The sequence below is a fragment of the Geodermatophilus sp. SYSU D01036 genome, from assembly GCF_054050435.1.
The window spans coordinates 256,541-279,939 of the sequence record NZ_JBJGZJ010000004.1 but is presented as its reverse complement, the minus strand read 5'-3'; the positions used below and the strand labels follow the sequence as shown (position 1 = coordinate 279,939).

The window sequence follows — 23,399 nt, the reverse complement described above, 5'->3', positions numbered from 1 at the left end:
GGGCTACGGTGCGCGACGGCGCCCGGGACGGGCGCGGGCGACGGATCGGGAGGACGCGTGACCACAGCGGTGCGGCACGGGGAGGGCACGCTGCCCTCGGGGCAGTACTGGCAGGGCTGGAGCGTCCCCGACCCGGCCGGCGTCGTCGTGCTCGTGCACGGCGTGCACGAGCACGGCGGCCGGTACGCGCACGTGGCCGAGCGGCTCGGCCGCGGCGGCTACGCCTCCTACGCGCCCGACCACCCCGGCCACGGCCGGTCGCCCGGCCGGCGGGGCGACATCGGGAGCATGGCGGGCACCGTCGAGGGCGTGGCGCAGACCGTCCGCGCCGCCGCCGACCGGCACCCCGGCGTCCCGGTGTTCGTCTACGGCCACAGCCTCGGCGGGCTCATCGCGCTGCAGTACCTGACCGGCGAGCCGGACGCGCGCGTCGTCGGCGCGGTCGTCTCGGCGCCCGCGCTCGACACCAGTGCCGCCACCCCGGTGCAGCGGGCGGTGGCGCCGCTGCTGGCCCGGCTGGCGCCCGGCCTCGGCGTGCTCACCCTCGACGTCGAGGCGGTCAGCCGCGACCCCGAGGTGGTGGCCGCCTACCGGGCCGACCCGCTCAACCACAACGGCAGGATGGTGGCCCGCACCGGCGCCGCGCTCATGCAGACCGCCGCCGCGATGCCCGGCCGGCTGCGCGGGCTCCGGCTGCCGCTGCTGGTCGTCCACGGCACCGCCGACCGGCTGGTGGCGCCGGTGGCCAGCGAGGTGGTCCGCGAGCACGCGGGCTCGCCCGACCTCACCCACCGCGCCTACGACGGGTTGTTCCACGAGCCGCACAACGAGCCGGAGAAGGAGCAGGTCCTCGACGACGTCGTCGCCTGGCTCGACGCCCACCGGGCCGGCTGAGCGGTCGTCGGGCGCGGCGATCCGTGACAGGGTCCGGTCAGCCGCGCCGACCGGGGCGGCGGAGGGGGGGACCCGTGCCGCAGACCCTCGGCGACGGCGTGCGGCTGCTGCGCGCCTTCGTCACCAACCCGCGTCAGGTGGGGGCGGTGCTCCCGACGTCCCGGACGGCGGTCCGCGCCATGCTCGACCTCGCCGACGTCCCGGCCGCCGGCCTGGTCGTCGAGCTCGGGGCCGGCACCGGGGTGGCCACCCGGGAGATCCTCGCCCGGCTCGGCGCGGGCGCCCGGCTGGTCGCGCTGGAGATCGACCCGCAGCTGGCCCGCCGGCTCGCCGAGTGCCTCGACGACCCCCGGCTGCAGGTCGTGTGCGGCTCCGCGGAGGACCTCGACGGCCTCCTCGACGGCCGGCGCGCCGACGTCGTCGTCTCCATGCTGCCGTTCACCTCGCTCGAGGCGGGCCTGCGCCGCCGGCTGCTCGACCAGCTGCCCCGGGCGCTGCGCCCGGGCGGCACCGCGGTCGTCATCCAGTACTCGCCGCTGGTGCTCGGCGAGCTGCGCCGCCGGTTCGCCGACGTCCGGACGCGGGTGACGCCGTGGAACGTGCCGCCCGCGTTCCTCTTCGGCTGCACCGGCGCCGCCGGGGGCTGACCCGGCGGCGATGAGCCGCCGGCCCCGCGCCGGTCTCACAGGTCATGACGACCGGACAGATCGACCCCCGGTACGGCGACGCCACGGCGACCGCACCGCCCTGGGCCGACGTGGAGCGGCTGCTCGCCGACGCCCAGCTCTACTGGATCACCACCGTCCGCGCGGACGGCCGGCCGCACGCCGTCCCGCTCGTCGGCGTCTGGCACGACGGCGCGTTCGCCTTCTGCACCGGCGCCGACGAGCAGAAGGCGCGCAACCTCGACGGCAACCCGCACGTGGCCGTGACCACCGGCAGCACCGGCGCGCACGGCTGGGACGGCGGGCGCGACGTCGTCGTCGAGGGCGTCGCGGTGCGGGTCACCGACCCCGGGGAGCTGCAGGCGCTGGCCGACGCCTGGTACGCGAAGTACGGCGAGGACTGGCACTTCGCGGTGCGCGGCGACGAGTTCGTCGAGCTGAGCTCCTCCGGCGGGGCCACCGGGGGCGGCGCGCGGGTGTACCGGGTCCCGCCGGACAAGGTGCTGCTGTTCGGCGGGCCGCACGGCCAGACCCGGTACCGCCCCTGAGCCGGGGCGCCGCACTCCTACGCTGCCCGCCGTGGACGCGACGACGACGCTGGCCTCCGACCTCGGCTTCCCCGAGGGCCCGCGCTGGCACGACGGCCGGCTGTGGTTCTCCGACTTCCACGACCGGCGGGTGCGCACGCTCACCCCGGACGGCGTCCTGACGACGGTCCTCGACCTGGACGACGCGCCGTCCGGGCTGGGCTGGACGCCGGAGGGGACGCTGCTCGTCGTCGCGATGACCCGCCGGGCGCTGCTGGAGGTCGCCGGCGGGCGGCCGGTGGTGCGCGCCGACCTCGCCGGCCTGACCCGCTCCCGCGCCAACGACCTGGTCGTCGACGCGGCCGGCCGGGCCTACGTGAGCAGCTTCGGGTTCGACCTGGTCGGGGGCGCGCCGGTGGAGCCGACCGGGCTGGTGCGGGTGGACCCCGACGGCACCGCGTCCGTCGTCGCGGACGACCTGCGCTTCCCCAACGGCATGGCGCTCACCGGCGACGGCCGGACGCTGGTGGTCGCCGAGACCTACGGCGCCCGGCTCACCGCCTTCGACGTCGCCGGCGACGGCTCGCTGTCCGGCCGCCGGGTGTTCGCGGAGACGCCGGGCCTGGCGCCCGACGGCATCTGCCTCGACGCCGAGGGGCACGTCTGGTTCGCCACCGCCCGCACCGCCGAGGTGCTGCGCGTGCGGGAGGGCGGCGAGGTGACCGGCCGGGTGCCCGTCGGGTCGGGCTCGCTGTCCTACGCCTGCACGCTCGGCGGCGACGACGGGCGGACGCTGTTCGTCTGCACCGCGCCCACCTGGGCCGAGGGCGGCCCGCGCGCCGGCCGGGTCGAGGTCGCCCGGGTCGACGTCCCCCGCGCCGGCCGGCCCTGACCGTCAGGCCGGGCGGGCCGGGAGCAGGTGCTCCTGGTGGTCCAGCTCCCGCTCCAGCGTGCGCAGCCCCTCGTCGGGCAGCCGGCCGAGGTCGCGCCAGCGCAGCAGCTCCTCGCGCTCGGCGTCGATGACCGCCCGGCGCACCCGCAGCGCCGCCTCGTACTCCGGCGACATCGGCACCTCGCCCTCGGCGTCCACGAGGACCTCCAGCCGCCGCTCGTAGCGGCTCCGCCGGGTGCGCAGCGCCGCCCGGATCGACTCGATCGCGGCGTCGTCGACGTGGTCGTGCCGCTCGGCCTGCAGCTCGTCGAGCCGGGCGAGCCCCGCGTCGACCGCCGCGACGCGCGCCTGGTTGCGCAGCCGGGCGGCGTCGGCGGCGTCGGCCCGCAGCCGCAGCCGGCGCACCAGCGGGGCGAAGGTCGCGCCCTGGCCGACGAGGGTGACCAGCACGGCGAGGAAGGCGCAGAACAGCAGCAGGTCGCGGTCGGGGAACGGGTCGCCGGCATCGGTGGTCAGCGGGATCGTGAAGACGGCGGCCAGGCTGATCACGCCGCGGGTGCCGGCCCAGCTCAGCACGGCGATCTCCCGGCCGGACAGCTGCCGAGGCGGGGTCGAGGGGTCGTCGTCCTCGTCGGCGGCGGGAGCGCCGCTGAGCCGCATGTGCAGCGCCTGCGGCGCGTGCTCGGTGAGCCACAGCCACAGCGGCCGGACCAGCAGCACCGCGCCCACGGTGATCAGCGAGGCGACGACGACGGTCGAGGGCGCGTACTGGCCCAGGCCGCGGATGACGGCGGGCAGCTGCTGGCCGATGAGCAGGAAGACGACGCCCTCGAGCAGGAAGTCCACCAGCTTCCACACCGCGTCGGTCTGCAGCCGGGTGGCGCCCGACTGCCAGTACGGCGCGTTGTGCGCGATGACCAGCCCGGCGACGACGACGGCCAGCACGCCGGACACGTGCACCGACTCGGCCAGCAGGTAGGCGACGAACGGCGTCGCCAGCGAGACCGCGTTGGACGCCAGCGGGTCCCGGCGCAGCCGGCGCAGCGGCCGGACGCCGTAGGCGACGACCAGTCCGGCGGCGACGCCCCCGGCGGCGGCGAGCGCGAACTGGCCCAGCGCCGACCAGGTGGAGAAGCCGTCGCCGACCGCGGCCGCGACGGCGACGCTGAGCAGGGTCAGCGCGGTCGCGTCGTTGAGCAGCCCCTCGCCCTGGATGAGCGTGACCAGCCGGGGGGGCAGCCCGACCCGGCGGCCGACGGCGAGCGCGGCCACCGGGTCCGGCGGGGCGACGGCGGCGCCCAGGGCGATGCCGGCGGCGAGCGTCGCCCCGGGGACCCACAGTGCGAACCCGGCGCCGATCACCAGCGCGGTGACCAGCACCAGCAGCACCGACAGGCCGACGACGGTCCGCATGTTGGCGCGGATCGCGATCAGCGAGGAGTCCAGCGCGGCGCTGTAGAGCAGCGGCGGGAGCAGGACGGTCAGGACGATCTCGGGGTCGAGCGTGAGGTTCGGGCCGGGCAGCAGCGCGTAGACCAGCCCGGTCACGGTGAGCAGCGCGGCCGCCGGGATGCCGGTGCGGCCGGCCAGCCAGCGGGCCGCCACGATGACCGCGACCGCGGCCAGGACGAGCAGGAGGACGGTCTCGGCGTGCACCGAGTCATCCTCCCCGAGCCTGGGGCGGGTCCGCCGGATCAGCGCGCGGGCACGGGCTCCTCGGCCTCGTCGCGGGGAGGACGAGGTCCTTCTGCCATCGCCTCGGCGGTCAGCGTCACCGAGCGCAGCCGCGCCTCGGTGCCGGGCGCCTGGTGGGCGACGATCAGCTCGTCGGCGTCGGCGAGCCGGGCGAAGTCGGTGAGCCGCTCGCGGACCTCGGCCGGGGTGCCGACGGCGGTGTGCGTGAGCATCGAGTCCACGTGCCGGCCCGCGCCCGAGGACAGCAGCAGCTCGGCGGCGTCGTCGTCGAGGTCGCGGCCCTGGCCGAACAGGCCGACGGCGAGCCGGCGGCGGGTGGCCTGCAGCATCTCCTGCGCCTGCGCGGTGGTGTCGGCGGCGACGGCGTTCACCCCGGCGATCACGTACGGGGCGTCGAGCTGCGCCGAGGGGCGGAAGTCGCGGCGGTAGGCGGCCACCGCGGGCTCCAGCAGCTGCGGCGCGAAGTGCGAGGCGAAGGCGTAGGGCAGGCCGAGCGCGGCGGCCAGGCCGGCGCCGAACATCGACGAGCCGAGCACGTACAGCGGCACGTCCGACCCGCGGCCGGGCACGGCCTGCACGCCGGGCACCCGCGACTCGCCGGTCAGGTAACCCTGCAGCTCGAGCACGTCCTGGGGGAAGCGCTCGGCGGAGGCGGCGTCGCGGCGCAGGGCGTACATGGTGTTCTGGTCCGAGCCGGGCGCGCGGCCCAGGCCCAGGTCGATGCGCCCGGGGTACATCGCCTCGAGCGTGCCGAACTGCTCGGCGATCGTGAGCGGCGAGTGGTTGGGCAGCATGACGCCGCCGGCGCCGAGCCGGATGGTGGAGGTGTGCGCGCCGACGTGCGCGATGAGCACGCTGGTGGCCGACGACGCGATCGCCGGCATGTTGTGGTGCTCGGCGTACCAGACCCGGCGGTAGCCGGCCTCCTCCGCCCGCTGCGCCAGCGCGACGCTCCCGGCGATGCTGCTGCCGTAGGTCTCCCCGGGGGCGACGGGGGCGAGGTCGAGCACGGACAGCGGGATGCGCATGGGGGAGCTCCTGGGACGACGAGGTTCGTTGCCCGCTGCAACGCCCGGCGGTCCCGGGGGCTTCCGCTGCGGTGGTAGTCGGACGCAAGTCACCGGCAACCGCGCCGGGCGACGGTGGCACCCGTGACCGCGACCGCACCGCTGCCGTTCCCCGTCACGCCCCGCCGGCCCGGCGACCCCGAGGCCGACGTGACCCGCCTGGCGCTGGCGCACCGCGCGCTGTGCGCCGGCTGCCGGCTGCTGGCCGGCGTCGCGGCGGAGGCCGCCGCCGGGGCGGTCTGGCCGGCGGAGCGGAAGCGGGCGGTCGTCGCCTTCGGCCGGTGCGTGCTGCGGGAGGTGCGCGCGCACACCGCGCGGGAGGACGCCGTCCTGTGGCCGGTGGTGGCCGCCTCCGCCGGGACGCACGCCGCCGACCTGGAGCCGCTCACCGAGGACCACGCCGTGCTGCGGGCAGTGCTGGGCCGGGTCGACGCGGCGCTCACCGCCTTCGCCGCCGCCGCCGGTCCCGACGCCGCGGCGCCGCTGGCCGCCGTCCTCGCGGAGCTGGCCGACGCCCTCGACGAGCACGTCGCGGAGGAGGAGCGCGAGGTGTTCCCGGTGGTCCGCCGGTGCGTGTCGGTGCGCGACCTGGCCCGCTACGAGGGCGTGTGCGCACGCGGCTCGGGGCCGCGGTCGGCGGCGTTCGCGCTGCCGTGGGTCGCCGACGCCTGCCGCACCCCGGACGAGCGCGCCGGGCTGCTCGGCGCGACGTCGCTGCCGCTGCGGGTGCTGCTGCGCGCGGCCGAGCCGGGCTGGCGCCGCCGCCGCGACCTCGTCGCCGGCGTGCGCTAGACGAAGGACCCCCTGCCCCGCGCCGCTCGCGCGCTCGCGCCGGGACCCTGCAGGGCGGCCGATGAGCGGGACGTCGCTGCGCGGCTGCCGATCAGCCCGGAGCGGCCCTCGCGGCCGCGATCCAGCCGGGGTGCCCGGTGCGCTCGGCGACGGCGATGGCGACCTCGCGGTGCGCCGCGGCGGCCGCGGTGTCGCCCCGCGCGGCGGCCAGCCGGGCCAGCAGCGTCGCCGTCGGGCCGAAGACCATGAGCGCGGTCTCCGTCCCGCACACGGTGTCGCGGTAGGGGAGCAGCTCCGCCTCGGCCTCGGCCATCCGCTCGGGCTCGCCCAGGGCCAGGCCGACCTCGCCGCGGACGAACGCGAAGAACGGCGTGAACAGGTCGCGCGCGGCGCGGTCGTGGCGCGGGCAGCGGGCCCGCGCCTCCTCCGCCCGCCCGTCGAGCACCAGCGCCAGGGCCCAGGTCTCGGTCGAGATCTCGGGGGACATGGGCACCAGGGCACCCATCTCGTCCGGGTCCACCCGCTGCGCGTCCGGGCTGCCGAGCTGCAGGCCGAGCTGCGTGGTCAGCCGCAGCGCCCGCGCGACCTGGGGGTAGTAGCCCGCCTCGAGCAGGGCCTGCTCGGCGGCGTCGTACACCGCCTCGGCCTCGGCGACCCGCCCCGCGACGGCGGCGCGCATGCCGGCGTAGCAGCGGGCGATGCCGTGCAGCAGGAGCAGCCCGTAGGCCGCGGCCAGCCGCTCGGCCTCCGCGGCGTGCACGTCCGCGGCCTCCAGGTCGAGCACCGCGCAGGTGTCCTGCAGCAGCATCAGCCGCGCCACGGCCTCGAACAGCCCCCACTGCTCGCGCTGCGCCAGCTCGAGCAGCTCGGCGCCCAGCGCCAGGGCCTCGCCGCGGTCGACGTCGCGCATCGCGTGGAAGTGGCGCGCGGCCAGGGCGTGCGCCAGCGCGTCCGCGTCGCCGCTGCGCCGGGCCTCGGCCAGCGCCTCGGCCGAGGCGCCGGCCGCCCGCTCGTCGTGGCGCTCCTCGAGCTCGTGGGCCAGCAGCGCCAGCAGCCGGGCGCGCTGCGCGCTGCCCGGGGGCAGGCCGGCGACCGCCCGCTCGGTGCGCGCGACGAAGCGGTCGTCGACCGGGTCGACCCAGGCGTTCCAGAACGTCGGCACGTCCGACGACAGCAGCACCCCCGCGGTCAGCCCCGCCGGGGCGTCGTCGGGCAGGACCGCCAGCGCGCGGCTGCGCAGGGCGCGCGCCTCGCCGACCGCCCCGGCCTGCGCCGACGCGTACGCCTGCGCCCCCAGGAGCCAGGCGAGCCCCTCGGCGTCGCCCGGCGCGGCCCGCCGGTGCGCCTCGACCGCGCGCCCCCACATGACGGCGGCGTCGGCGTGGGCGAACCGCCGCCCGGCGAGCTCGGCGGCCGCCCGCGCCCAGCGCGCGGCCGCGGCGGCGGAGCCGGGGCCCGCGGCGGCGGCGTGGTGGGCGAGCGCGGTGACGTCGTCCGGGCGCAGCCGCTCGAGGACGGCGGTCACCCGGCCGTGCAGCCGGGTGCGGCGCAGGGAGGACAGGTCCTCGTAGAGGGTGTCGCGCACCAGGGCGTGCACGAACCGCAGCCGGCCGGGACCGGGTTCCACCAGCAGGCCGGTGACCAGCGCCGTCTCCAGCGCCTCGACCAGGGCCTCCTCGTCCTCGTCGCCGCCGGCCGGCGCGGCGGCGGCGAGCAGCACCTCGACGTCGACGTCGCGGCCGATGACGGCGGCCAGCCGCAGCAGCGTGCCGGTGCGCGCGGGCAGGCCGGCCAGCCGGTGGCGGACGACGTCGCGGACCGTGCCGGGGACGGCGTCGACGTCGGCGCCGGCGTCGACCAGCCGCAGCAGCTCCCGGACGTAGAACGGGTTGCCGTCGGCGCGGGCGGTGATCGCGGCGCGGGTGCGGCGGTCGACGGGGGTGAGCGCCCAGTCCTCGACCAGCTCGTCGACGGCGGCGGCGTCCAGCCCGCGCAGCGAGAGCCCGACCGGGGAGCGGCGGGCGAGCGCGGCGAGCACGTCGGCCAGCCCGGCGCTCTCCTCCGGGCGGTGCCCGGCGACGACGAGCACGCGGCACCCGGCCAGCGCGGGCAGCAGGTCGACCAGCAGCGCCGTGGTCTCCCGGTCGGCGCGGTGCAGGTCGTCGACGGTCACCAGCAGCGGCGCCCGCGCGGCGACGGCGGCCAGCCAGCCGGCGACGGCGCGGTGCAGCCGGAACCGGTTGCCGGTCGGGTCGCCGGGCGCGGCGGGGGCGTCGTCGGTGAGCAGCGCGGCGAGCGGGGCCGGGTCGGCGGGCGGGTGCCCGGCGGCGAGCGCGCGCAGCGCCGCGGACCAGGGCCAGCCGGGCGGGGCGCCGTCGGTCTCGGGGCAGGACACCGCCAGCGTCGTCCAGCCGCGGCCCGCGTACTCGGCGCGCAGGTGGTCGAGGACGGTGGTCTTGCCGCTGCCGGCCTCGCCGGCGAGCAGGGCGACCTCGACCTGGCCGCCGGCCGCCCGCTCGGCCGCGGCGGACAGCGCGGCCAGCTCGGCGTCGCGGCCGACCGGGCGGGGCACGTCCGGCGCGGGGGCGGCCGGAGCCGGGGCCGGGACGGGCACGGGGGAGGGCGCCGGGCGGCCGACCGGCGGTGCCGGCGCACGCGCCGGCAGGAGCGAGGGGGACTGGGCGAGGACGGCCTCCTCCAGCGCCCGCAGCTCCGGGCCGGGGTCGACGCCGAGCTCGTCGGCCAGCCGGGTGCGGACCTCGCGGAGCGCGGCCAGCGCCTCGCCCTGCCGTCCGGCGCGGTACAGGCCGAGGGCGAGCAGGCGCCAGCCCTCCTCGCGCAGCGGGTGCTCGGCGACGTGCGCGCGCAGCTGGGGGAGCGGGTCCCGCCCGCCGGGGGCGTCGAGGGCGACGGCGGCCCGGCGCTCGACCGCGGTCAGCCGCAGCTCGTCCAGCCGGGCGGCCTCGGGACCGGCCCAGGGCTCGTCGCGGTACTCGGCGTAGGCGGGACCGCGCCACAGGTCGATCGCGGCGCTGTACCGGGCGCGCGCCTCGGCGGGGTCGGTGGCGGCCAGCCGGTCGCCCTCGTCGAGCAGCCGGACCGCCTCGAGCACGTCCACGGCGTCGTCGGCCGGGCGCAGCGCGTAGCCCGGCGGCACGGTGACCAGCAGCCGGGCGGGCGTGCGCGGGGCGCGGCCGGGCTCCAGCACCCGGCGCAGGTGGCTGACGTGGGCCTGCAGCGTCCCCAGCGCGTCGGCGGGGGAGGCGCCGCGCCACAGGTCGGCGACCAGCACCTCGGCGGGGACCACGTGCCCGCCGGCGACCAGCAGCCGGGCGACGACCGAGCGCTGCCGCCGGCCGCCCAGGTCCAGCGGCGCGCCGTCGCGCACGGCACCCACGTCGCCCAGCACCCGGAACCCGACGGTTCCGGCACCCCCGCTCCCCATAGCGGCGCGAGCATATGGCGCGCGAGCCCGATCGCCGAGGGATCGGGGGAGGTTCCACCGGAAGCGGTCACGGCCGGGTCACGTCGTGTGTCGTCCTGTCCCGGGGGCCGCCGACCAGCGGCTCGCAAGCCGCTGCCAACCGCGCGCCGTCACGGTGCCGGCATGACCTCGACCGTTCCCGCCCTGCCGTTCCCCGTCACCCCGCGCCGGCCCGGCGAGCCCGAGCCCGACCTGTTCGGCTTCTCCCTCGTGCACCGCGCGCTGCGGTCGGGTTGCCGGCTCCTGGCGGACGCGGCCACCCGCATCGCCGCCGGCGAGCCGTGCCCGCCCGGGCGGCAGCGCGCCGTCGTCCGCCACGCCGGGGCGGTGCTGCACGAGGTGCACGTGCACCACTCCCGGGAGGACGACGTCCTGTGGCCGGTCATCGTGGCCTCGGCCGGGGACTCCGTGGACCTGGGCCCGCTGTCCGACGACCACACCGCGCTGCAGGGCGTGCTGGACCGCGCGCAGGCCGCGCTCGCCCGGTTCGCCGAGGACGGTCCCGCGCAGGCCGGGCCGCTGGCCGCCGTCCTCACCGAGCTCGCCGACGAGCTCGACGAGCACATCGAGGAGGAGGAGCGCGAGGTGTTCCCGGTGGTGCGCCGGTTCGTCTCGGCCGGGGACTTCACGCGGGTGGAGACCCGCTTCCGGAAGGGCACCGGCCCGCGGCACATGGTCTTCGTCCTGCCGTGGATCGTCGACGCCTGCCGGACGCCGGAGGAGCGGGCGCGGCTGTTCGCCGGGGCGCCCGCGCCGCTGCGGCTGCTGCTGACGGCGGTGCAGCGCCGCTGGACCCGCCGCCGCGACCTCGTCGCCGGGGTCTGAGCCGACCGCGGCCGGGGCCCCTCGACGGGACCCCGGCCGCGGGTTCAGGCGCTGCGGGCGCGGCGGGTGCGGGTGGGCACGACCTCGACCGGGGCGTCGGCGCCCTCGACGCCGAGGCGCCGCTCGAAACCGGGCGGGACGACGAGGTCGTCGCGGGACAGGTCGGCGGCGGACTCCCGGGCCAGGCCGGTCAGCGCCGAGCCGAGGCCGTCGCGCAGCAGGTCCAGGACGTTCTCCACCCCGGCCTGCCCGTTGGCGGCCAGGCCCCACAGGTAGGCGCGGCCGATCATGACGGCCCTGGCGCCCAGGGCGAGGGACTTGGCGACGTCGGAGCCGCGGCGGATGCCGCCGTCGAGCAGCACCTCGACCTGGTCGCCGACCGCCTCGGCGATGGCGGGCAGGGCGCGGATGGAGGCGGGGGTGCCGTCGAGGTTGTTGCCGCCGTGGTTGGACACCGAGATCGCGGTGACGCCGGCGTCCACGGCGCGCCTCGCGTCGTCGACGCGCATGACGCCCTTGAGCATGAACGGCCGGTCGTCGCCCCACAGCTCACGGAGCCAGGCGACGTCCTCCCAGGTCGGCATGGGCGACTGCATCCAGGCGCCGTAGGCGCCGAAGAACGTCGGCGGGGTCTCGGCGGGGTCGCCGACCATGTTGGGGACGCGGAGGTCGGGCAGCTTCCGCGTCCTGGCGAACCCCCACAGCCAGCGCGGCCGCAGCGCGACCTGCGGGGCGTAGCGGCGGACCGCCTGGAGGTCGATCTTCTCCGGGATGAACGGGGAGCCCCAGTCGCGGCCGTAGGAGAACGACCAGTCCAGGGTGGCGATGAGCCCGGCGGCGCCGGCGCGGCGGGCGCGCTCGACCTTGGCGGCCATGGTGTCGCGGTCGCCGACCCAGTACAGCTGGAAGAAGGTCTTCGGGTTGGCGGCGATGACCTCCTCCATCGGCTTGCTGGCCATCGAGGACAGGCCCATCGCCACGTTCCGGGCGGCGGCGGCGCGGGCGACGGCGACCTCGCCGTCGGGGTGCACCGCCTGCACGCCGGTGGGGCTGATCAGCACCGGCATCGAGACGTCCTGGCCCATGACCGTGGTGGCCAGGTCGCGCTCGTTGGACAGGCCGGCGGTGTGCGGGGCGAAGCCCAGCTCGTCGAAGGCGCGCAGGTTGTCGTCGACGGTCAGGCCCTTCTCCGAGCCGGCCACCAGCGCGCCGTACACGCTCTTGGGCAGCCGCCGCTTCGCCCGCCGCTGCGCCTCGGCCACGGTCTCGAACCAGGGGTTGGCCATCTCGTCTCCGTCCGGTCGGTCCCCGGGACCGACCCCCGGTGGCACTCAGTGCCACCCTAGCGGCGCGGATGAGGCGCAGGCCATACCGCGGGACCGTCGCGCCCCGGCACGGAGCAGCCCCGCGGCCGAGGGGCCACGGGGCTGTCGCCGGGGTGCGCCGAGGGCGGCGCGGGTGCCGCGGTCAGAAGCGGGCGGCCGCGGCGGTGATCTCGTGCGCCGACTCGAGCGTCGGGGCGGCGGCGAGGGCGCGCTGCAGCTCGCGCTCGTCGCGGCGGCGGGCGCGGGTGCTGCGGGCGGAGGCCAGGGCGGTGCGCAGGCGGGTCATGTCGGTTCCTCCTCGGGGCGGGGTGCCACCGGTCGATCCACGGCGGCGGCCACCTCCGGTCGTCACCGGCGGGCCCGTGCAGGTGCGGCGGCGATCACTGTGACCACCGTCTCGACCTGCTGGGTCTGCATCTCCAACCATCCTCCCCGGCCCACGGTTCGTCAAGCGAACCCAGCGTGACCTACGCTGCACCCGTGACTGCCGACACACCTCCCGACGGGTACGACCGGGCGCGCTGCTCGGTCGCCGGCACCCTCGCCCTGGTGGGCGAGAAGTGGAGCCTGCTCGTGCTGCGCGAGGCGTTCCTCGGCGTGCGCCGGTTCGCCGACCTGCAGCGCGCGCTCGGGGCGCCCAAGGCGGTGCTCACCGACCGGCTCAACTCGCTGGTCGCCCAGGACCTGCTCACCCGCGTCCCGTACCAGGAGGAGGGCGCGCGGCAGCGGCACGAGTACCGGCTGACCGAGCGCGGCCGCGACCTCTACCCGGCGCTGGTGGCACTGATGCAGTGGGGCGACCGGTGGCTCGCGGAGGACGGCGTCCCGCCGCTGGCGCTCACCCACCGGGACTGCGGCGCGCCGGTGGCGCTCGGGCTGCGCTGCGCCGCGGGCCACGACGTCGGTGGCCCGCGCGAGGTGACCGCCACCCCGGTGCGCCGGGAACGGGCCGGTGAGACGGCCGACACACCCGCGGGCTAGCGTCGGCGGCGCCTGCGCTGCCGCTGCGACCCCGGAGGCCTCCCTGCCCACCATCGTCATCCCCGGTGCCGCGAGCGCCCCGGAGCTGTCCGCCCACCTCGCCGTGCCGCCGGTGGGGGAGGGGCCCTGGCCCGGCGTCGTGGTCGTGCACGAGGTCTTCGGGCTCACCGACGACGTCCGCCAGCAGGCCGACCGGCTGGCCGCGGCCGGGTACCTCGCCGTCGCGCCCGACCTGTTCACCGCCGGCGGCGCGCTGCGCTGCCTGCGTTCGACGTTCCGCTCGCTGAACCGCGGCGAGGGCCCGGCCTTCGGTGACCTCGAGGCCGCCCGCCGGTTCCTCGCCGACCGCGACGACTGCACCGGCCGGATCGGCGTCCTCGGGTTCTGCATGGGCGGGAAGTTCGCGCTGCTCGGCGCCACCCGCGGCTTCGACGTCGCCGCGCCCAACTACGGCCCGCTGCCGAAGGACGCCGAGAGCGTGCTCAAGGGCGCCTGCCCGGTGGTGGCCAGCTTCGGCGGCCGCGACCGGGCGCTGCGCGGCGCCGCCGGCCGGCTGGACCGGGTGCTCACCGACCTCGGCGTCGAGCACGACGTGGAGGAGTACCCGGACGCCGGGCACTCGTTCCTCAACCGGCACAACGCCGGGCCGTTCACGGCGCTGGAGAAGGTGCTCGGCGTCGGCTACCACGGCCCCTCGGCCGAGGACGCCTGGGCGCGCATCCTGCGCTTCCTGGACCGGCACTTGCGGGCCGCGGCGTGAGCGGGGGCGCGAGCGGCCCGCTGGCCGGCCTGCGGGTCGTCGAGCTCGGCGGGATCGGGCCCGGCCCGCACGCCGCGATGGTGCTGGCCGACCTCGGCGCCGACGTCGTCCGGGTGGAGCGGCCCTCCGGCGGCCTGTCGCTGGGCGGGGCCGCCCGCGACGTCGTCATGCGCGGCCGGCGCTCGCTCGGCGTCGACGTCAAGGGGTCCGAGGGGCGCGACCTCGTGCTCGGGCTGGCCGGGCACGCCGACGTGTTCCTCGACGTCTTCCGCCCCGGCGTCGCCGAGCGGCTGGGCCTCGGCCCGGACGCGTGCCTCGAGCGCAACCCCGGGCTGGTCTACGCGCGGATGACCGGCTGGGGCCAGGACGGGCCGTGGGCCGACCGGGTCGGCCACGACGTCAACTACCTCGGGCTGACCGGCACGCTCGCCGCGCTCGGCCGGCCCGGGCAGGTGCCGCGGCCGCCGCTGAACCTGGTCGCCGACTACGGCGGCGGCTCCATGCTGGTGCTGGTCGGCATCCTCGCCGCGCTGCACGAGCGGTCCCGCTCGGGCCGCGGCCAGGTGGTCGACGCCGCCATGGTCGACGGCGTCGCGCTGATCTCCCAGATGCTGTGGTCGATGCGCGGCATGGGGCTGTGGTCGGACCGGCCGGGCACCAACGTCCTCGACGGCGGCGCGCCCTACTACGACGTCTACGCCTGCGCCGACGGCCGGTTCGTCGCCGTCGGCGCGCTGGAGCCGCAGTTCTACGCGGCGCTGCTGGAGGGGCTCGGGCTGGCCGGCGACGACCTGCCCGCGCAGACCGACCCGCGCGGCTGGCCGCGGCTGCGCGAGCTGTTCACCGCCGCGTTCGCCGCGCACCCGCGGGAGCACTGGGAGCGCGTCTTCGACGGCACCGACGCCTGCGTCACCCCGGTGCTCACGACGGAGGAGGCGGCCGCGCACCCGCACCTGGCCGCCCGCGGCACGCTCGTCGAGGTCGACGGCGTGCGGCAGGCCGCCCCCGCGCCGCGCTTCTCGCGCACCCCGGCCGGCCCCGCCGCGCCGGTGGGCCCCGGCCCGGCCGACGCCGCCGCCGTCCTGGAGGAGTGGTCGCGCCCCCGATGACGGGAGCGCACGAGCCGCGGTGCGCCGCGGAGGAGGAGGGACCGTGACCGAGCCCGTGCTGGTGGAGCGCCGCGGCGCCGTCCAGGTCATCACGATCAACCGGCCGGAGGCGAAGAACGCGCTCGACGGCGCGGTGGCCCGCGGCGTCGCCGCGGCCGTCGACGAGCTGGACGCCGACGACGAGCTGCGCGCCGGCGTGCTCACCGGCGCCGGCGGCACGTTCTCCGCCGGCATGGACCTCAAGGCGTTCCTGCGCGGCGAGCGGCCGGCGATCGAGGGGCGCGGGCTGTGCGGGATCACCCAGACACCGCCGCGCAAGCCGCTGGTCGCGGCGGTCGAGGGGTGGGCGCTGGCCGGCGGGTTCGAGCTGGTGCTGGCCTGCGACCTCGTCGTCGCCGGGTCCTCGGCGCGCTTCGGCGTGCCCGAGGTGACCCGCTCGCTGGTGGCCGCCGCCGGCGCCGCGCTGTTCCTCCCGCGGCGCATCCCGCAGGCGGTGGCGATGGAGATGCTGCTGACGGGGCGGCCGATCGACGCCGAGCGGGCGGCCGCGGTCGGGCTGGTCAACCGGGTGGTCGCCGAGGGCGGGGCGCTGGAGGCCGCGGTCGAGCTGGCCGGCGTCATCGCCGCCAACGGCCCGCTCGCGGTCGCCGCCACCAAGGAGATCGCCCGCGGCACCGCCGACTGGACCGCCGAGGAGGGCTGGGCGAGGCAGCAGGAGCTGATCGAGCCGGTGTTCTCCTCCGAGGACGCCCGCGAGGGCGCGACCGCGTTCGCCGAGCGCCGCGCGCCGGTCTGGCGCGGCCGCTAGCCGACCGGGCCGGTCGAGGTCCGCACGACCAGGTCGGCGGGCAGGGTGCGCGGCGGCGGGGCGGGCCGACCGGCGAGCAGGTCCAGCAGGGCCTGCCCGGCCGCCCGCCCCTTCTCCCGGGTCGGCTGACGCACGGTGGTCAGGCCGAGCCCGGCCGCCGTCGTCGCGTCGTCGAAGCCGGCCACGGACAGGTCCTCCGGCACGCGCAGTCCGCGGCGGGCCGCCGCGCGCAGGGCGCCCTCGGCCAGCCGGTCGCTCAGGCACAGCAGCGCCGTCGGCCGGGGGTCGGTGGCGAGGACGGCGTCGGCGCCGGCCTCCCCGACGGCGGGCGTGCTGTCCCCGCCGTGGAACACCGGGACGGCGGCCCAGTCCAGCCCGGCCCGCTCGGCGGCGTCGCGGTAGCCGGCCAGCCGGTCGCGGGTGACGGCGTAGGTGGCCGCCTCCTGGGTGGCGACGCCGACCAGCCCGGGCCTGATCGGGTCGCGGTGCATGCCGAAGGACACGACGGCGAGCCGCCGGTGGCCCAGCGCGAGCAGGTGCCCCGCGACGGCGGCCGCGGCGGCGCGGTCGTCGACGCCCACCCACGGCGTCGCCGGGGCCCCCAGGGCGGCCAGCCGGTCCGGGCGGGGCTGGTCGACGACGGCCAGCGGCAGGCCGCGGGCGATCGCCGCCGCGAGCAGCGGGTCCTCGTCGCCGACCGAGGAGACGACCAGCCCGTCGACGACGGCGTCGGTGACCGCGGACAGGCGCCGGGCGGGGTCGGTCGAGCCGGGGACCAGCAGCAGTCCCGACCCGGCGGGCTCGGCGACCTCGGTGACCCCGGCCAGCAGCGCGACCGCCACCGGGTCGGCGAAGGCGTAGGACAGCCCGTTGTCGTAGGCGACGCCGACGGCGCCCACCCGGCCGCGGCGCAGACCCGCCGCCAGCGGGTTGGGCCCGGGGTAGCCGAGCCGGCGGGCGGCGGCGAGCACTCGCTCGCGCAGCGCCGCGGAGAGCTGGTCGGGCCGGGAGAAGGCGTTGGACACCGTCTTCGCCGAGACGCCGACCTCGGCGGCCACGTCCCGCAGGGTCACCGGGCGGGCGCGGTCGGCGGGCACGCGGCCATTCTGCGGGGGCTCGCGGGGCCCACCGTCCGGAGCCCGCCGTCCGGCGGTCAGCCCGGCGTCTCGGAGCGGCCGGACGGGGCGGGCGGGCGGTCGAAGTCGCCCTGCAGTCCGCTGAGCTGCAGGATGCGCTCCACGATCGGCGACGCGGCGCGCAGCACCGGGCGCCGGCCGACGGCGTGGGACGCCTCGACGCACCGGGCCAGGACGCTGACGGCGGTCGAGCTGATGAAGGACACCCCGGCGGCGTCGATGACGTCGACGAGCAGCGGGGTCCGCCCCTGGCGCTCCTTGAACCGCGTGGCGACCGCGGTGTCCACCTCGCCCCGCAGGCAGAGCACCCGGTCGTCGCCCTCCTCCCGGACGGTGATCGATCCGGGAGACGGCCGGACGTCCTCGGGGTGGGCAGTCATCTCGGCCTCCTCGCCCGCGGACGCGTCGAGAGGAAGGGTGCCGCGGGTCCGCCGGCTCGGCCCGACCCGCGCAGACGACGGTACGCGTCGGGCGTGGCGGCAGGCGGCATCCGCGGGTCGGGGTCCTAGTTGATGCAGCCGGTGTCGGCCGCCGTCCGGGGCTCCTCGGTGGGTGCGGCGGTGTCGCCGGTGTCCGCGGGCGGGGTGGTGGCCTGGCCGATGCCGGTGAAGTCCGCGCCCAGGATCAGCTGGACGGTGCCGGACGTGGCGTCGTCGGCGACCTCGGTGACCGCTCCGGGGACCTGCGCGGCGAGCGTGGCGGCCAGCGCCTCGTCGCCGGCGGCGTGCCGGATCGTCGTCCGCTCGTGGTCGGTGCTGCCGGCGTTGCCGGTGCTGAGCACCGGGAAGCCCGCGGCCTCCAGGTCGGCCGTGGCCTCCGCGGCGATCCCGGAGATGCCCGAGCCGTTGTAGACCGCGACCGACACCTCCGCCGGGTCGACCGTCGCCGGCGGCGGCGGGGCCTCCGACGCGGGCGCCTCGGGCTCGGCGGACAGGCCTGCGAAGAACGCGCGCAGCGTGTCCTCGTCGGCCAGCTCCACGATCGAGGAGCCCGCCTCGTTCTCCGCGTTCGGGTCGGCGATGGGGATGGTCTGGAACCGGATGTCCCCGGCCGTCACCGACTGCATCTGCTGCGCGAGGTCGAGCAGGTCGAGGTCCTCGTCGATGGTCAGCGACTCCGACGCCGCCCGGATCAGCTCCCGCTGCTTGCCGAGGTCCAGCAGCACGTCCTGGGACAGGATCTTGCGGAGCACCCCGCCGATGAAGACCTGCTGGCGGACGATGCGGTCCAGGTCACCGCGGGGGAGGGCGGGGGAGCCGTCCGGCCGGACGCCGTGCCGCTGGCGGACGAACCTCAGCGCGTCGGCGCCGGAGATCGTCTGCTTCCCGGCGGGGAACACCGCGCCGGAGTACTGCGAGTCGTCGACGGCGTGGCAGAGGTTCACCTCGACGCCGCCGACGACGCTGGTGAGCTCGAAGAAGCCGAGCAGGTCGACCTCGGCGTAGTGGTCGATCCGCAGCCCCGACAGCTGGTTGATCGTCCGGATCAGCAACTGGGCACCGGCGGCCTGCTTCTCGCTGTCGGGCGCGGACTCGTCGACCTCGGCGGCGCCGTAGGCGTAGGCGGCGTTGAGCTTGTCCGTCCCGTGCCCGGGGATCTCCACCCAGGAGTCGCGCGGGAAGGAGACGAACGACGCTCCCGACCCGTCGGCCGGGACGTGCACCAGGATCATCGTGTCGGTGTTCGTGCCGGAGTCGACCCCGGCGTCGAGCTCGGCGAGTTGCTCGGGCGTGAGGTCGGCCCGGCTGTCGTTGCCCACCAGCAGCAGGTTCACCGCCTCGGGCATGCCGCCGGACTCGGTGTTGCCGTCGGCCGGGATGGCGTCGGTGCGGGTGACCGTCGAGTCGGCCAGCCGGCCGAGGTACCAGCCCCACCCGCTCCCGGCCAGCACGACGACCGACACGACGGCGGCGACGACGCGGGCCGTGACGGCGCCCCCGGAGGATCGGCGGCGCGGCCCCGGGGTTCCGCGGGTCGCGCCGGCCCGGGCGGCACCGGGGGAGCGGTCGCGGGGCGCGCGACCGGCGCGCGGGTCGAGCCGCGGGGGGATCGGCCGGCCCGGGGGGCCGCCGGGCTCGGGACGGTCTCGGCTCACGCGGCGCAGGTTAGGGGCGTGCGGCGCTCCTGTGGGGCCCGCGACACGGGGCGGCCGCCCCGCACCCGGGACGGCTCGGCCCGGATGTGTGCTTCATCGATGAAGAAGCGGGTATCCGGCTCGGCATGGCAGGTCCGGCAGCGGTCCCGATCCTGTGCGCGGTGCAGTTCGTCGACGTCCTCGGCACCACGCTGGTGGTCGCGGCGCTGCCCGCGATGCTGGCCGACCTCGGCGCGCCGCCGTCGGCGGCCGCGCCGGTGGTGACCGTCTACGCCGTCCTGTTCGGGGCGCTGCTCATGCCGGCCGCGCGGCTGGGCGACCGGTTCGGCCACGCGCGGGTCCTGGGGACCGGACTGGCCGGCTTCGGTGCGGCGTCGCTGCTGGCCGCGGTCGCTCCGTCGGCCGGCGTGCTGGTGGTGGCGCGCGGCGCCCTCGGCGCCGCGGCCGCGCTCTCCGTGCCGACCGCGCTGCGCCTGCTGACCGCCGCGACGGAGGAGGGGAACGCGCGGCGGCGCGCGCTGGCCGCCTGGAGTGCGACCGGCGCGGCCGCCGGCGCGAGCGGGCTCGTGCTCGGCGGCGTGCTCACCGACCTGGCCGGCTGGCGGGTGCTGTTCTGGGTGCAGGTGCCGCTGGCCGCCCTGCTCCTGGCGGCGGTGCGCCGCACGGCGCCGCCGACCGCGCGGCGGAGCGGGGGAGCGCTCGACCTGGCCGGCGCCGCGGTGCTCACGGGCGCGGTGGCGGCCGTGGTGGCCGGCGCGTCGCTGCTCGAGGGCGGCGCGCACCGGACCGCCGCCGCTGCGCTCCTGGTCGCCGGGCTCGCCGCCGCCGCGGGCCTGCCGGCGGTCGAGCGGCGCTCGCCGGACCCCCTGCTGCCGCGGGCCGCCGTCGGGCACCCCCGCCTGCGCCGGGGCGTGCTCGCCTCGGCGGCCAACACCGCGACCACCAGTTCGGCGGTCACCGTCGCGACGCTGCACCTGCAGGACGCCGGCGGCCTCGGCGCGACCGCCGCGGGGCTGGCGCTGGTGCCGTTCAGCCTGTGCGTCGTCGCCGGGGCGGGCCTGGCCGCGCGGGTGCTGCGGCGCACCTCGGCGCGGGTCACCGCGGCGGCGGGGCTGGCCGTCATCGCCGTCGGCGACGCGGCGCTGCTCGGCGCGGGCCTGGGCCCGGGGGTGGTGTCGGCCGCGGTCGCCGTCGCGGGGCTGGGGATTGGGCTGTCCTCGGTGGCCGCGACGTCGCTGGGGACCGACGTCGGCCCGGAGCTGCAGGGGACGGCGGCCGGCGCGGTGAACACCGCGGCGCAGCTCGGTACCGCCCTCGGGGTGGCCGCCGTGCTGCTCGTCGTCCGGGCCACCGAGGGGACGGGCCTGCCGCTGGCCGGCAGCGGCCTCGGCTGGGCCACCGCGGCGCTGCTCGCGGCCCTCGCGGCGGGACTCCTGGCCCGCCGCCCGGCTCGGACCGCGGAGCCGGCCAGGAGCGCGGGTTAGTGTGCCGGGCACCACACCAGGTCGGAGGGAGCAGACATGCGTGACGCGGTGATCGTCGAGGCGGTGCGCACGCCCGTGGGCAAGCGCAACGGCGGGCTGTCCGGGGTGCACCCGGTCGACCTGTCCGCGCACGTCCTCACGTCGCTGGCCGAGCGGGCCGGCATCGACCCCGCCGAGATCGAGGACGTCATCTGGGGCTGCGTGTCCCAGGTCGGCGAGCAGACCTTCGACATCGCCCGGACGGCGGCGCTGGCCGCGGGCTGGCCGGAGACGGTCACCGGCGTGACCGTCGACCGGCAGTGCGGGTCCTCGCAGCAGTCGGTGCACTTCGCCGCCGCCGGCCTGGTCTCGGGCCAGTACGACGTCGTCGTGGCCGGCGGCGTGGAGTCGATGTCGCGGGTGCCGATGGGCAGCGCGCGGCAGGACGCCAACCCGTTCGGGACGCGGTTCTTCGAGCGCTACGGCGGCGCGAAGATCAACCAGGGCCTGGGTGCGGAGACGATCGCCGAGCGGTGGGGCCTGTCGCGCCAGCGCTGCGACGAGTTCTCCGTCGCCTCCCACGAGAAGGCCGCCGCCGCCCGCGCCGAGGGCCGCTTCGACGCCCAGATCGCCCCGGTGACCACTCCCGACGGCACCGTCGTCAGCCAGGACGAGGGCATCCGCGAGTCGTCGGTGGAGAAGCTCGGCACCCTCAAGACGGCGTTCAAGGAGGACGGCGTCATCACCGCCGGCAACTCCTCGCAGATCTCCGACGGCTCGGCCGCGCTGCTCATGACGACGTCGGAGAAGGCCGCCGAGCTCGGCCTGCGCCCGATCGCCCGCGTGCACACCGCGGTGCTCGCCGGCGCCGACCCGGTGGTCATGCTGACCGCGCCGATCCCGGCCACGCAGAAGGCGCTGGCGAAGTCGGGGCTGTCGATCGACGAGATCGGTGTCTTCGAGGTCAACGAGGCCTTCGCGCCGGTGCCGCTGGCGTGGCTCGCGGACCTCGGCGCCGACGAGAAGTCGCTCAACCCCGACGGCGGCGCCATCGCCCTCGGCCACCCGCTCGGCGGCTCGGGCGCGCGGATCATGACGACGCTCGTGCACCACATGCGGGACAACGGCATCCGCTACGGCCTGCAGACGATGTGCGAGGGCGGCGGCCAGGCCAACGCCACCATCCTCGAGCTGCTGTAACCGCACGCCGGATCGGCCCCCGTGCAGGGGCCCGCCCCGAGCATGCGAGGGGTGGGGGCACGGGGGTCCTTCCCCTGGGGTCGCCTCCGACGGCGGCCCCGGGTCCGTTTACGTTCCGGAGCGTGACAGCGACCGCGGGAGACCCGACCCTGCTCGACGTCCTGACGCTCGAGGAGGTCGACCGGGACCTCTACCGCAGCACGCTGGTGTTCACCGACCCGTTCCCGCTCTACGGCGGCCAGGTCGCGGCGCAGGCGCTGCTCGCCGCCGGCCGCACGGTGGCGCCCGACCGGCTGCCGCACTCGCTGCACGGCTACTTCCTCCGCAGCGGCGACGCCGCCCGGCCGACCGTCTTCCGCGTCGACCGCGACCGCGACGGCGGGTCGTTCTCCGCGCGCCGGGTGGTCGCGGTGCAGGGCGGCGAGGTGGTGCTGTCGATGTCGGCGTCGTTCCAGGCGCCCACCGCCGGGCCCGACGTCCAGGTGGCCGCGGCGCCGGCGGCCGAGGACCCCACGGAGTGCGAGCCGTTCGCGCTGCCCCGGCTGTTCACGATGGACGGCCGCCGTCCCTCCCAGCCGCACCCGGCCGCCTCCTGGCCGACCCGGTTCTGGTCGCGGTCCACCGTCGCGCTGCCCGACGACCCGCTGGTGCACGCCTGCGTGCTCACCTACCTGTCCGACATCGGCACCGGGCTGTCGGCGCTGCCCGAGGACGAGGCGGCGCCCGGCCCGACCCTGGACCACGCGGTGTGGTTCCACCGGACGGCCCGGCTCGACGACTGGGTGCTCATGGACCTGGTCCCGCACACGGTCTCCGGCGGGCGCGGCTGGTACACCGGGTCGGTGACCACCCGCGACGGCGTCCTGGCCGCGAGCCTCACCCAGGAGACGCTGTTCCGGCCGGGCCGCAACCCCTTCCGCCCGGGTCGCTGACGCCGTCCGCGGCCCGTTCCCGGAGCCCGGCGGTGGCGGTGTCGCGGGGATCGGCGAGGATGGGGTGTCAGCGAGGGGGAAGGACGGACACGTGGCGAAGCACCGGGCAGCAGAGAGCGACCCCACCGACTTCGACGCGGCGACGGCCGCGCTGGCCGACGTCACGGGCGACTACACCATCGACGTGGCGCACACCCGGATCGGGATCCGGGCGCGGCACGCGATGGTGACGACCGTCCGCGGGTCGTTCACCGACTTCGCGGGCGAGGCGCACCTCGACGTGCAGAAGCCCGGGGCCAGCAGCGTGTCGATCCGGATCAGGACGGCCAGCATCGACACCGGCCAGGCCGACCGGGACGCGCACCTGCGCTCGCCGGACTTCCTCGACGTCGAGCGGTTCCCGGAGATGGTGTTCACCTCGACCGACGTCGAGCAGATCGACGACGACGCCTACCAGGTGAGCGGTGACCTCACCATCCGCGACGTCACCCGCCCGGTGACCGTCGAGTTCGCGATGACCGGCTCGGCGAAGGACCCGTTCGGCAACACCCGGGTCGGCTTCGAGGGCGCGCTGGCGATCAAGCGCAGCGAGTGGGGTCTCACCTGGAACACGGCGCTGGAGACGGGCGGGTGGCTCGTCAGCGACCGCATCCAGGTCGAGTTCGACGTCTCGGTGATCCGCACCGCCTGACCGGCCGTCGACCCGGCGACCTGTCGCCACGTCGCCGGATCGGCACGGAGGCATGTCG

22 protein-coding genes are annotated in these 23,399 nt (G+C 77.5%); 14 read left to right on the top strand and 8 right to left on the bottom strand.

The features are described 5' to 3' along the window. Positions 1-57 precede the first annotated feature (57 nt). The 4 genes from ACI8AR_RS07420 (at position 58) to ACI8AR_RS07405 (ending at position 2,978) form a co-directional block, all read left to right on the top strand. A complete protein-coding gene (locus ACI8AR_RS07420) occupies positions 58-894 on the top strand; it encodes an alpha/beta hydrolase (protein ID WP_457050429.1) in 837 nt (278 codons plus the stop codon). A gap of 74 nt (positions 895-968) precedes the next feature. Next, positions 969-1,541 (top strand): class I SAM-dependent methyltransferase, encoded by a 573-nt coding sequence (locus ACI8AR_RS07415; protein WP_457050428.1) that lies wholly within the window; start codon positions 969-971, stop codon positions 1,539-1,541. 44 nt (positions 1,542-1,585) lie between these two features. Beyond that, complete coding sequence (locus ACI8AR_RS07410; RefSeq protein ID WP_457050427.1) at positions 1,586-2,107, top strand: pyridoxamine 5'-phosphate oxidase family protein; 522 nt, start codon at positions 1,586-1,588, stop codon at positions 2,105-2,107. 31 nt (positions 2,108-2,138) lie between these two features. Next, on the top strand, positions 2,139-2,978 hold the full coding sequence (locus tag ACI8AR_RS07405) for an SMP-30/gluconolactonase/LRE family protein (RefSeq protein WP_457050426.1): 840 nt from the start codon (positions 2,139-2,141) through the stop codon (positions 2,976-2,978). 3 nt (positions 2,979-2,981) lie between these two features. Here the strand turns inward: ACI8AR_RS07405 and ACI8AR_RS07400 are convergent, their stop codons facing one another. After that, positions 2,982-4,634 carry a Na+/H+ antiporter gene (locus ACI8AR_RS07400; protein WP_457050425.1) on the bottom strand — a complete coding sequence of 551 codons (1,653 nt, stop codon included), beginning with the start codon at positions 4,632-4,634 and terminating at the stop codon, positions 2,982-2,984. Positions 4,635-4,672: 38 nt separating this feature from the next. After that, positions 4,673-5,701, bottom strand: coding sequence for an LLM class flavin-dependent oxidoreductase (locus ACI8AR_RS07395; protein ID WP_457050424.1), 1,029 nt, complete (start codon positions 5,699-5,701; stop codon positions 4,673-4,675). A 123-nt stretch (positions 5,702-5,824) separates the two neighbouring features. Between ACI8AR_RS07395 and ACI8AR_RS07390 the strand changes: the two genes are divergently transcribed. Beyond that, on the top strand, positions 5,825-6,532 hold the full coding sequence (locus tag ACI8AR_RS07390; protein WP_457050423.1) for a hemerythrin domain-containing protein: 708 nt from the start codon (positions 5,825-5,827) through the stop codon (positions 6,530-6,532). A gap of 91 nt (positions 6,533-6,623) precedes the next feature. On the opposite strand, the gene ACI8AR_RS07385 is transcribed toward ACI8AR_RS07390, so the two are convergent. Beyond that, positions 6,624-9,929, bottom strand: a complete 3,306-nt coding sequence (locus ACI8AR_RS07385; RefSeq protein WP_457050422.1) for a BTAD domain-containing putative transcriptional regulator — start codon at positions 9,927-9,929, stop codon at positions 6,624-6,626. Positions 9,930-10,139: 210 nt separating this feature from the next. Between ACI8AR_RS07385 and ACI8AR_RS07380 the strand changes: the two genes are divergently transcribed. Further along, on the top strand, positions 10,140-10,841 hold the full coding sequence (locus tag ACI8AR_RS07380) for a hemerythrin domain-containing protein (RefSeq protein WP_457050421.1): 702 nt from the start codon (positions 10,140-10,142) through the stop codon (positions 10,839-10,841). Between the two features lie 44 nt (positions 10,842-10,885). Here ACI8AR_RS07380 and mftD read toward each other — a convergent pair whose 3' ends face one another. Both mftD and ACI8AR_RS07370 read right to left on the bottom strand, forming a co-directional pair. Next, a complete protein-coding gene (mftD, locus tag ACI8AR_RS07375) occupies positions 10,886-12,127 on the bottom strand; it encodes a pre-mycofactocin synthase MftD (protein ID WP_457050420.1) in 1,242 nt (413 codons plus the stop codon). A 181-nt stretch (positions 12,128-12,308) separates the two neighbouring features. Continuing rightward, the gene (locus ACI8AR_RS07370; protein WP_387993827.1) at positions 12,309-12,452 is read right to left on the bottom strand and encodes a hypothetical protein; all 144 of its coding nucleotides are present in this window, start codon (positions 12,450-12,452) and stop codon (positions 12,309-12,311) included. Between the two features lie 194 nt (positions 12,453-12,646). Here ACI8AR_RS07370 and ACI8AR_RS07365 point away from each other — a divergent pair, with 194 nt between their 5' ends. From ACI8AR_RS07365 to ACI8AR_RS07350, 4 genes are all read left to right on the top strand, one after another. Continuing rightward, positions 12,647-13,147, top strand: a complete 501-nt coding sequence (locus ACI8AR_RS07365; RefSeq protein WP_457050419.1) for a winged helix-turn-helix transcriptional regulator — start codon at positions 12,647-12,649, stop codon at positions 13,145-13,147. Positions 13,148-13,259: 112 nt separating this feature from the next. Continuing rightward, positions 13,260-13,907 carry a dienelactone hydrolase family protein gene (locus tag ACI8AR_RS07360; RefSeq protein ID WP_457050418.1) on the top strand — a complete coding sequence of 216 codons (648 nt, stop codon included), beginning with the start codon at positions 13,260-13,262 and terminating at the stop codon, positions 13,905-13,907. After that, on the top strand, positions 13,904-15,016 hold the full coding sequence (locus ACI8AR_RS07355; protein ID WP_457050417.1) for a CaiB/BaiF CoA transferase family protein: 1,113 nt from the start codon (positions 13,904-13,906) through the stop codon (positions 15,014-15,016). Before ACI8AR_RS07360 ends, ACI8AR_RS07355 begins: the two co-directional genes overlap by 4 nt. Before the next feature lie 43 nt (positions 15,017-15,059). After that, positions 15,060-15,824 (top strand): crotonase/enoyl-CoA hydratase family protein, encoded by a 765-nt coding sequence (locus tag ACI8AR_RS07350; RefSeq protein WP_457050416.1) that lies wholly within the window; start codon positions 15,060-15,062, stop codon positions 15,822-15,824. Here the strand turns inward: ACI8AR_RS07350 and ACI8AR_RS07345 are convergent. From ACI8AR_RS07345 to ACI8AR_RS07335, 3 genes are all read right to left on the bottom strand, one after another. After that, on the bottom strand, positions 15,821-16,921 hold the full coding sequence (locus tag ACI8AR_RS07345; RefSeq protein ID WP_457050415.1) for a LacI family DNA-binding transcriptional regulator: 1,101 nt from the start codon (positions 16,919-16,921) through the stop codon (positions 15,821-15,823). The two genes, ACI8AR_RS07350 and ACI8AR_RS07345, sit on opposite strands and share 4 nt — an antisense overlap. A 56-nt stretch (positions 16,922-16,977) precedes the next feature. Further along, complete coding sequence (locus tag ACI8AR_RS07340; RefSeq protein ID WP_457050414.1) at positions 16,978-17,340, bottom strand: STAS domain-containing protein; 363 nt, start codon at positions 17,338-17,340, stop codon at positions 16,978-16,980. Between the two features lie 125 nt (positions 17,341-17,465). After that, entirely contained in the window at positions 17,466-19,055 is a 1,590-nt protein-coding gene (locus ACI8AR_RS07335; protein WP_457050413.1) for an LCP family protein, read from the bottom strand. A 125-nt stretch (positions 19,056-19,180) separates the two neighbouring features. On the opposite strand from ACI8AR_RS07335, the gene ACI8AR_RS07330 reads away from it, so the two are divergent. The 4 genes from ACI8AR_RS07330 to ACI8AR_RS07315 all read left to right on the top strand — a co-directional run bounded on the left by ACI8AR_RS07330 (position 19,181) and on the right by ACI8AR_RS07315 (position 23,341). After that, complete coding sequence (locus ACI8AR_RS07330) at positions 19,181-20,539, top strand: MFS transporter (RefSeq protein WP_457050412.1); 1,359 nt, start codon at positions 19,181-19,183, stop codon at positions 20,537-20,539. A 36-nt stretch (positions 20,540-20,575) separates the two neighbouring features. After that, positions 20,576-21,718: a thiolase family protein gene (locus ACI8AR_RS07325; RefSeq protein WP_457050411.1), complete on the top strand. Its 1,143-nt coding sequence runs from the start codon at positions 20,576-20,578 to the stop codon at positions 21,716-21,718. A gap of 122 nt (positions 21,719-21,840) precedes the next feature. Then, positions 21,841-22,650, top strand: a complete 810-nt coding sequence (locus tag ACI8AR_RS07320) for an acyl-CoA thioesterase (protein ID WP_457050410.1) — start codon at positions 21,841-21,843, stop codon at positions 22,648-22,650. Between the two features lie 91 nt (positions 22,651-22,741). Continuing rightward, on the top strand, positions 22,742-23,341 hold the full coding sequence (locus tag ACI8AR_RS07315; RefSeq protein ID WP_457050409.1) for a YceI family protein: 600 nt from the start codon (positions 22,742-22,744) through the stop codon (positions 23,339-23,341). Positions 23,342-23,399 lie beyond the last annotated feature (58 nt).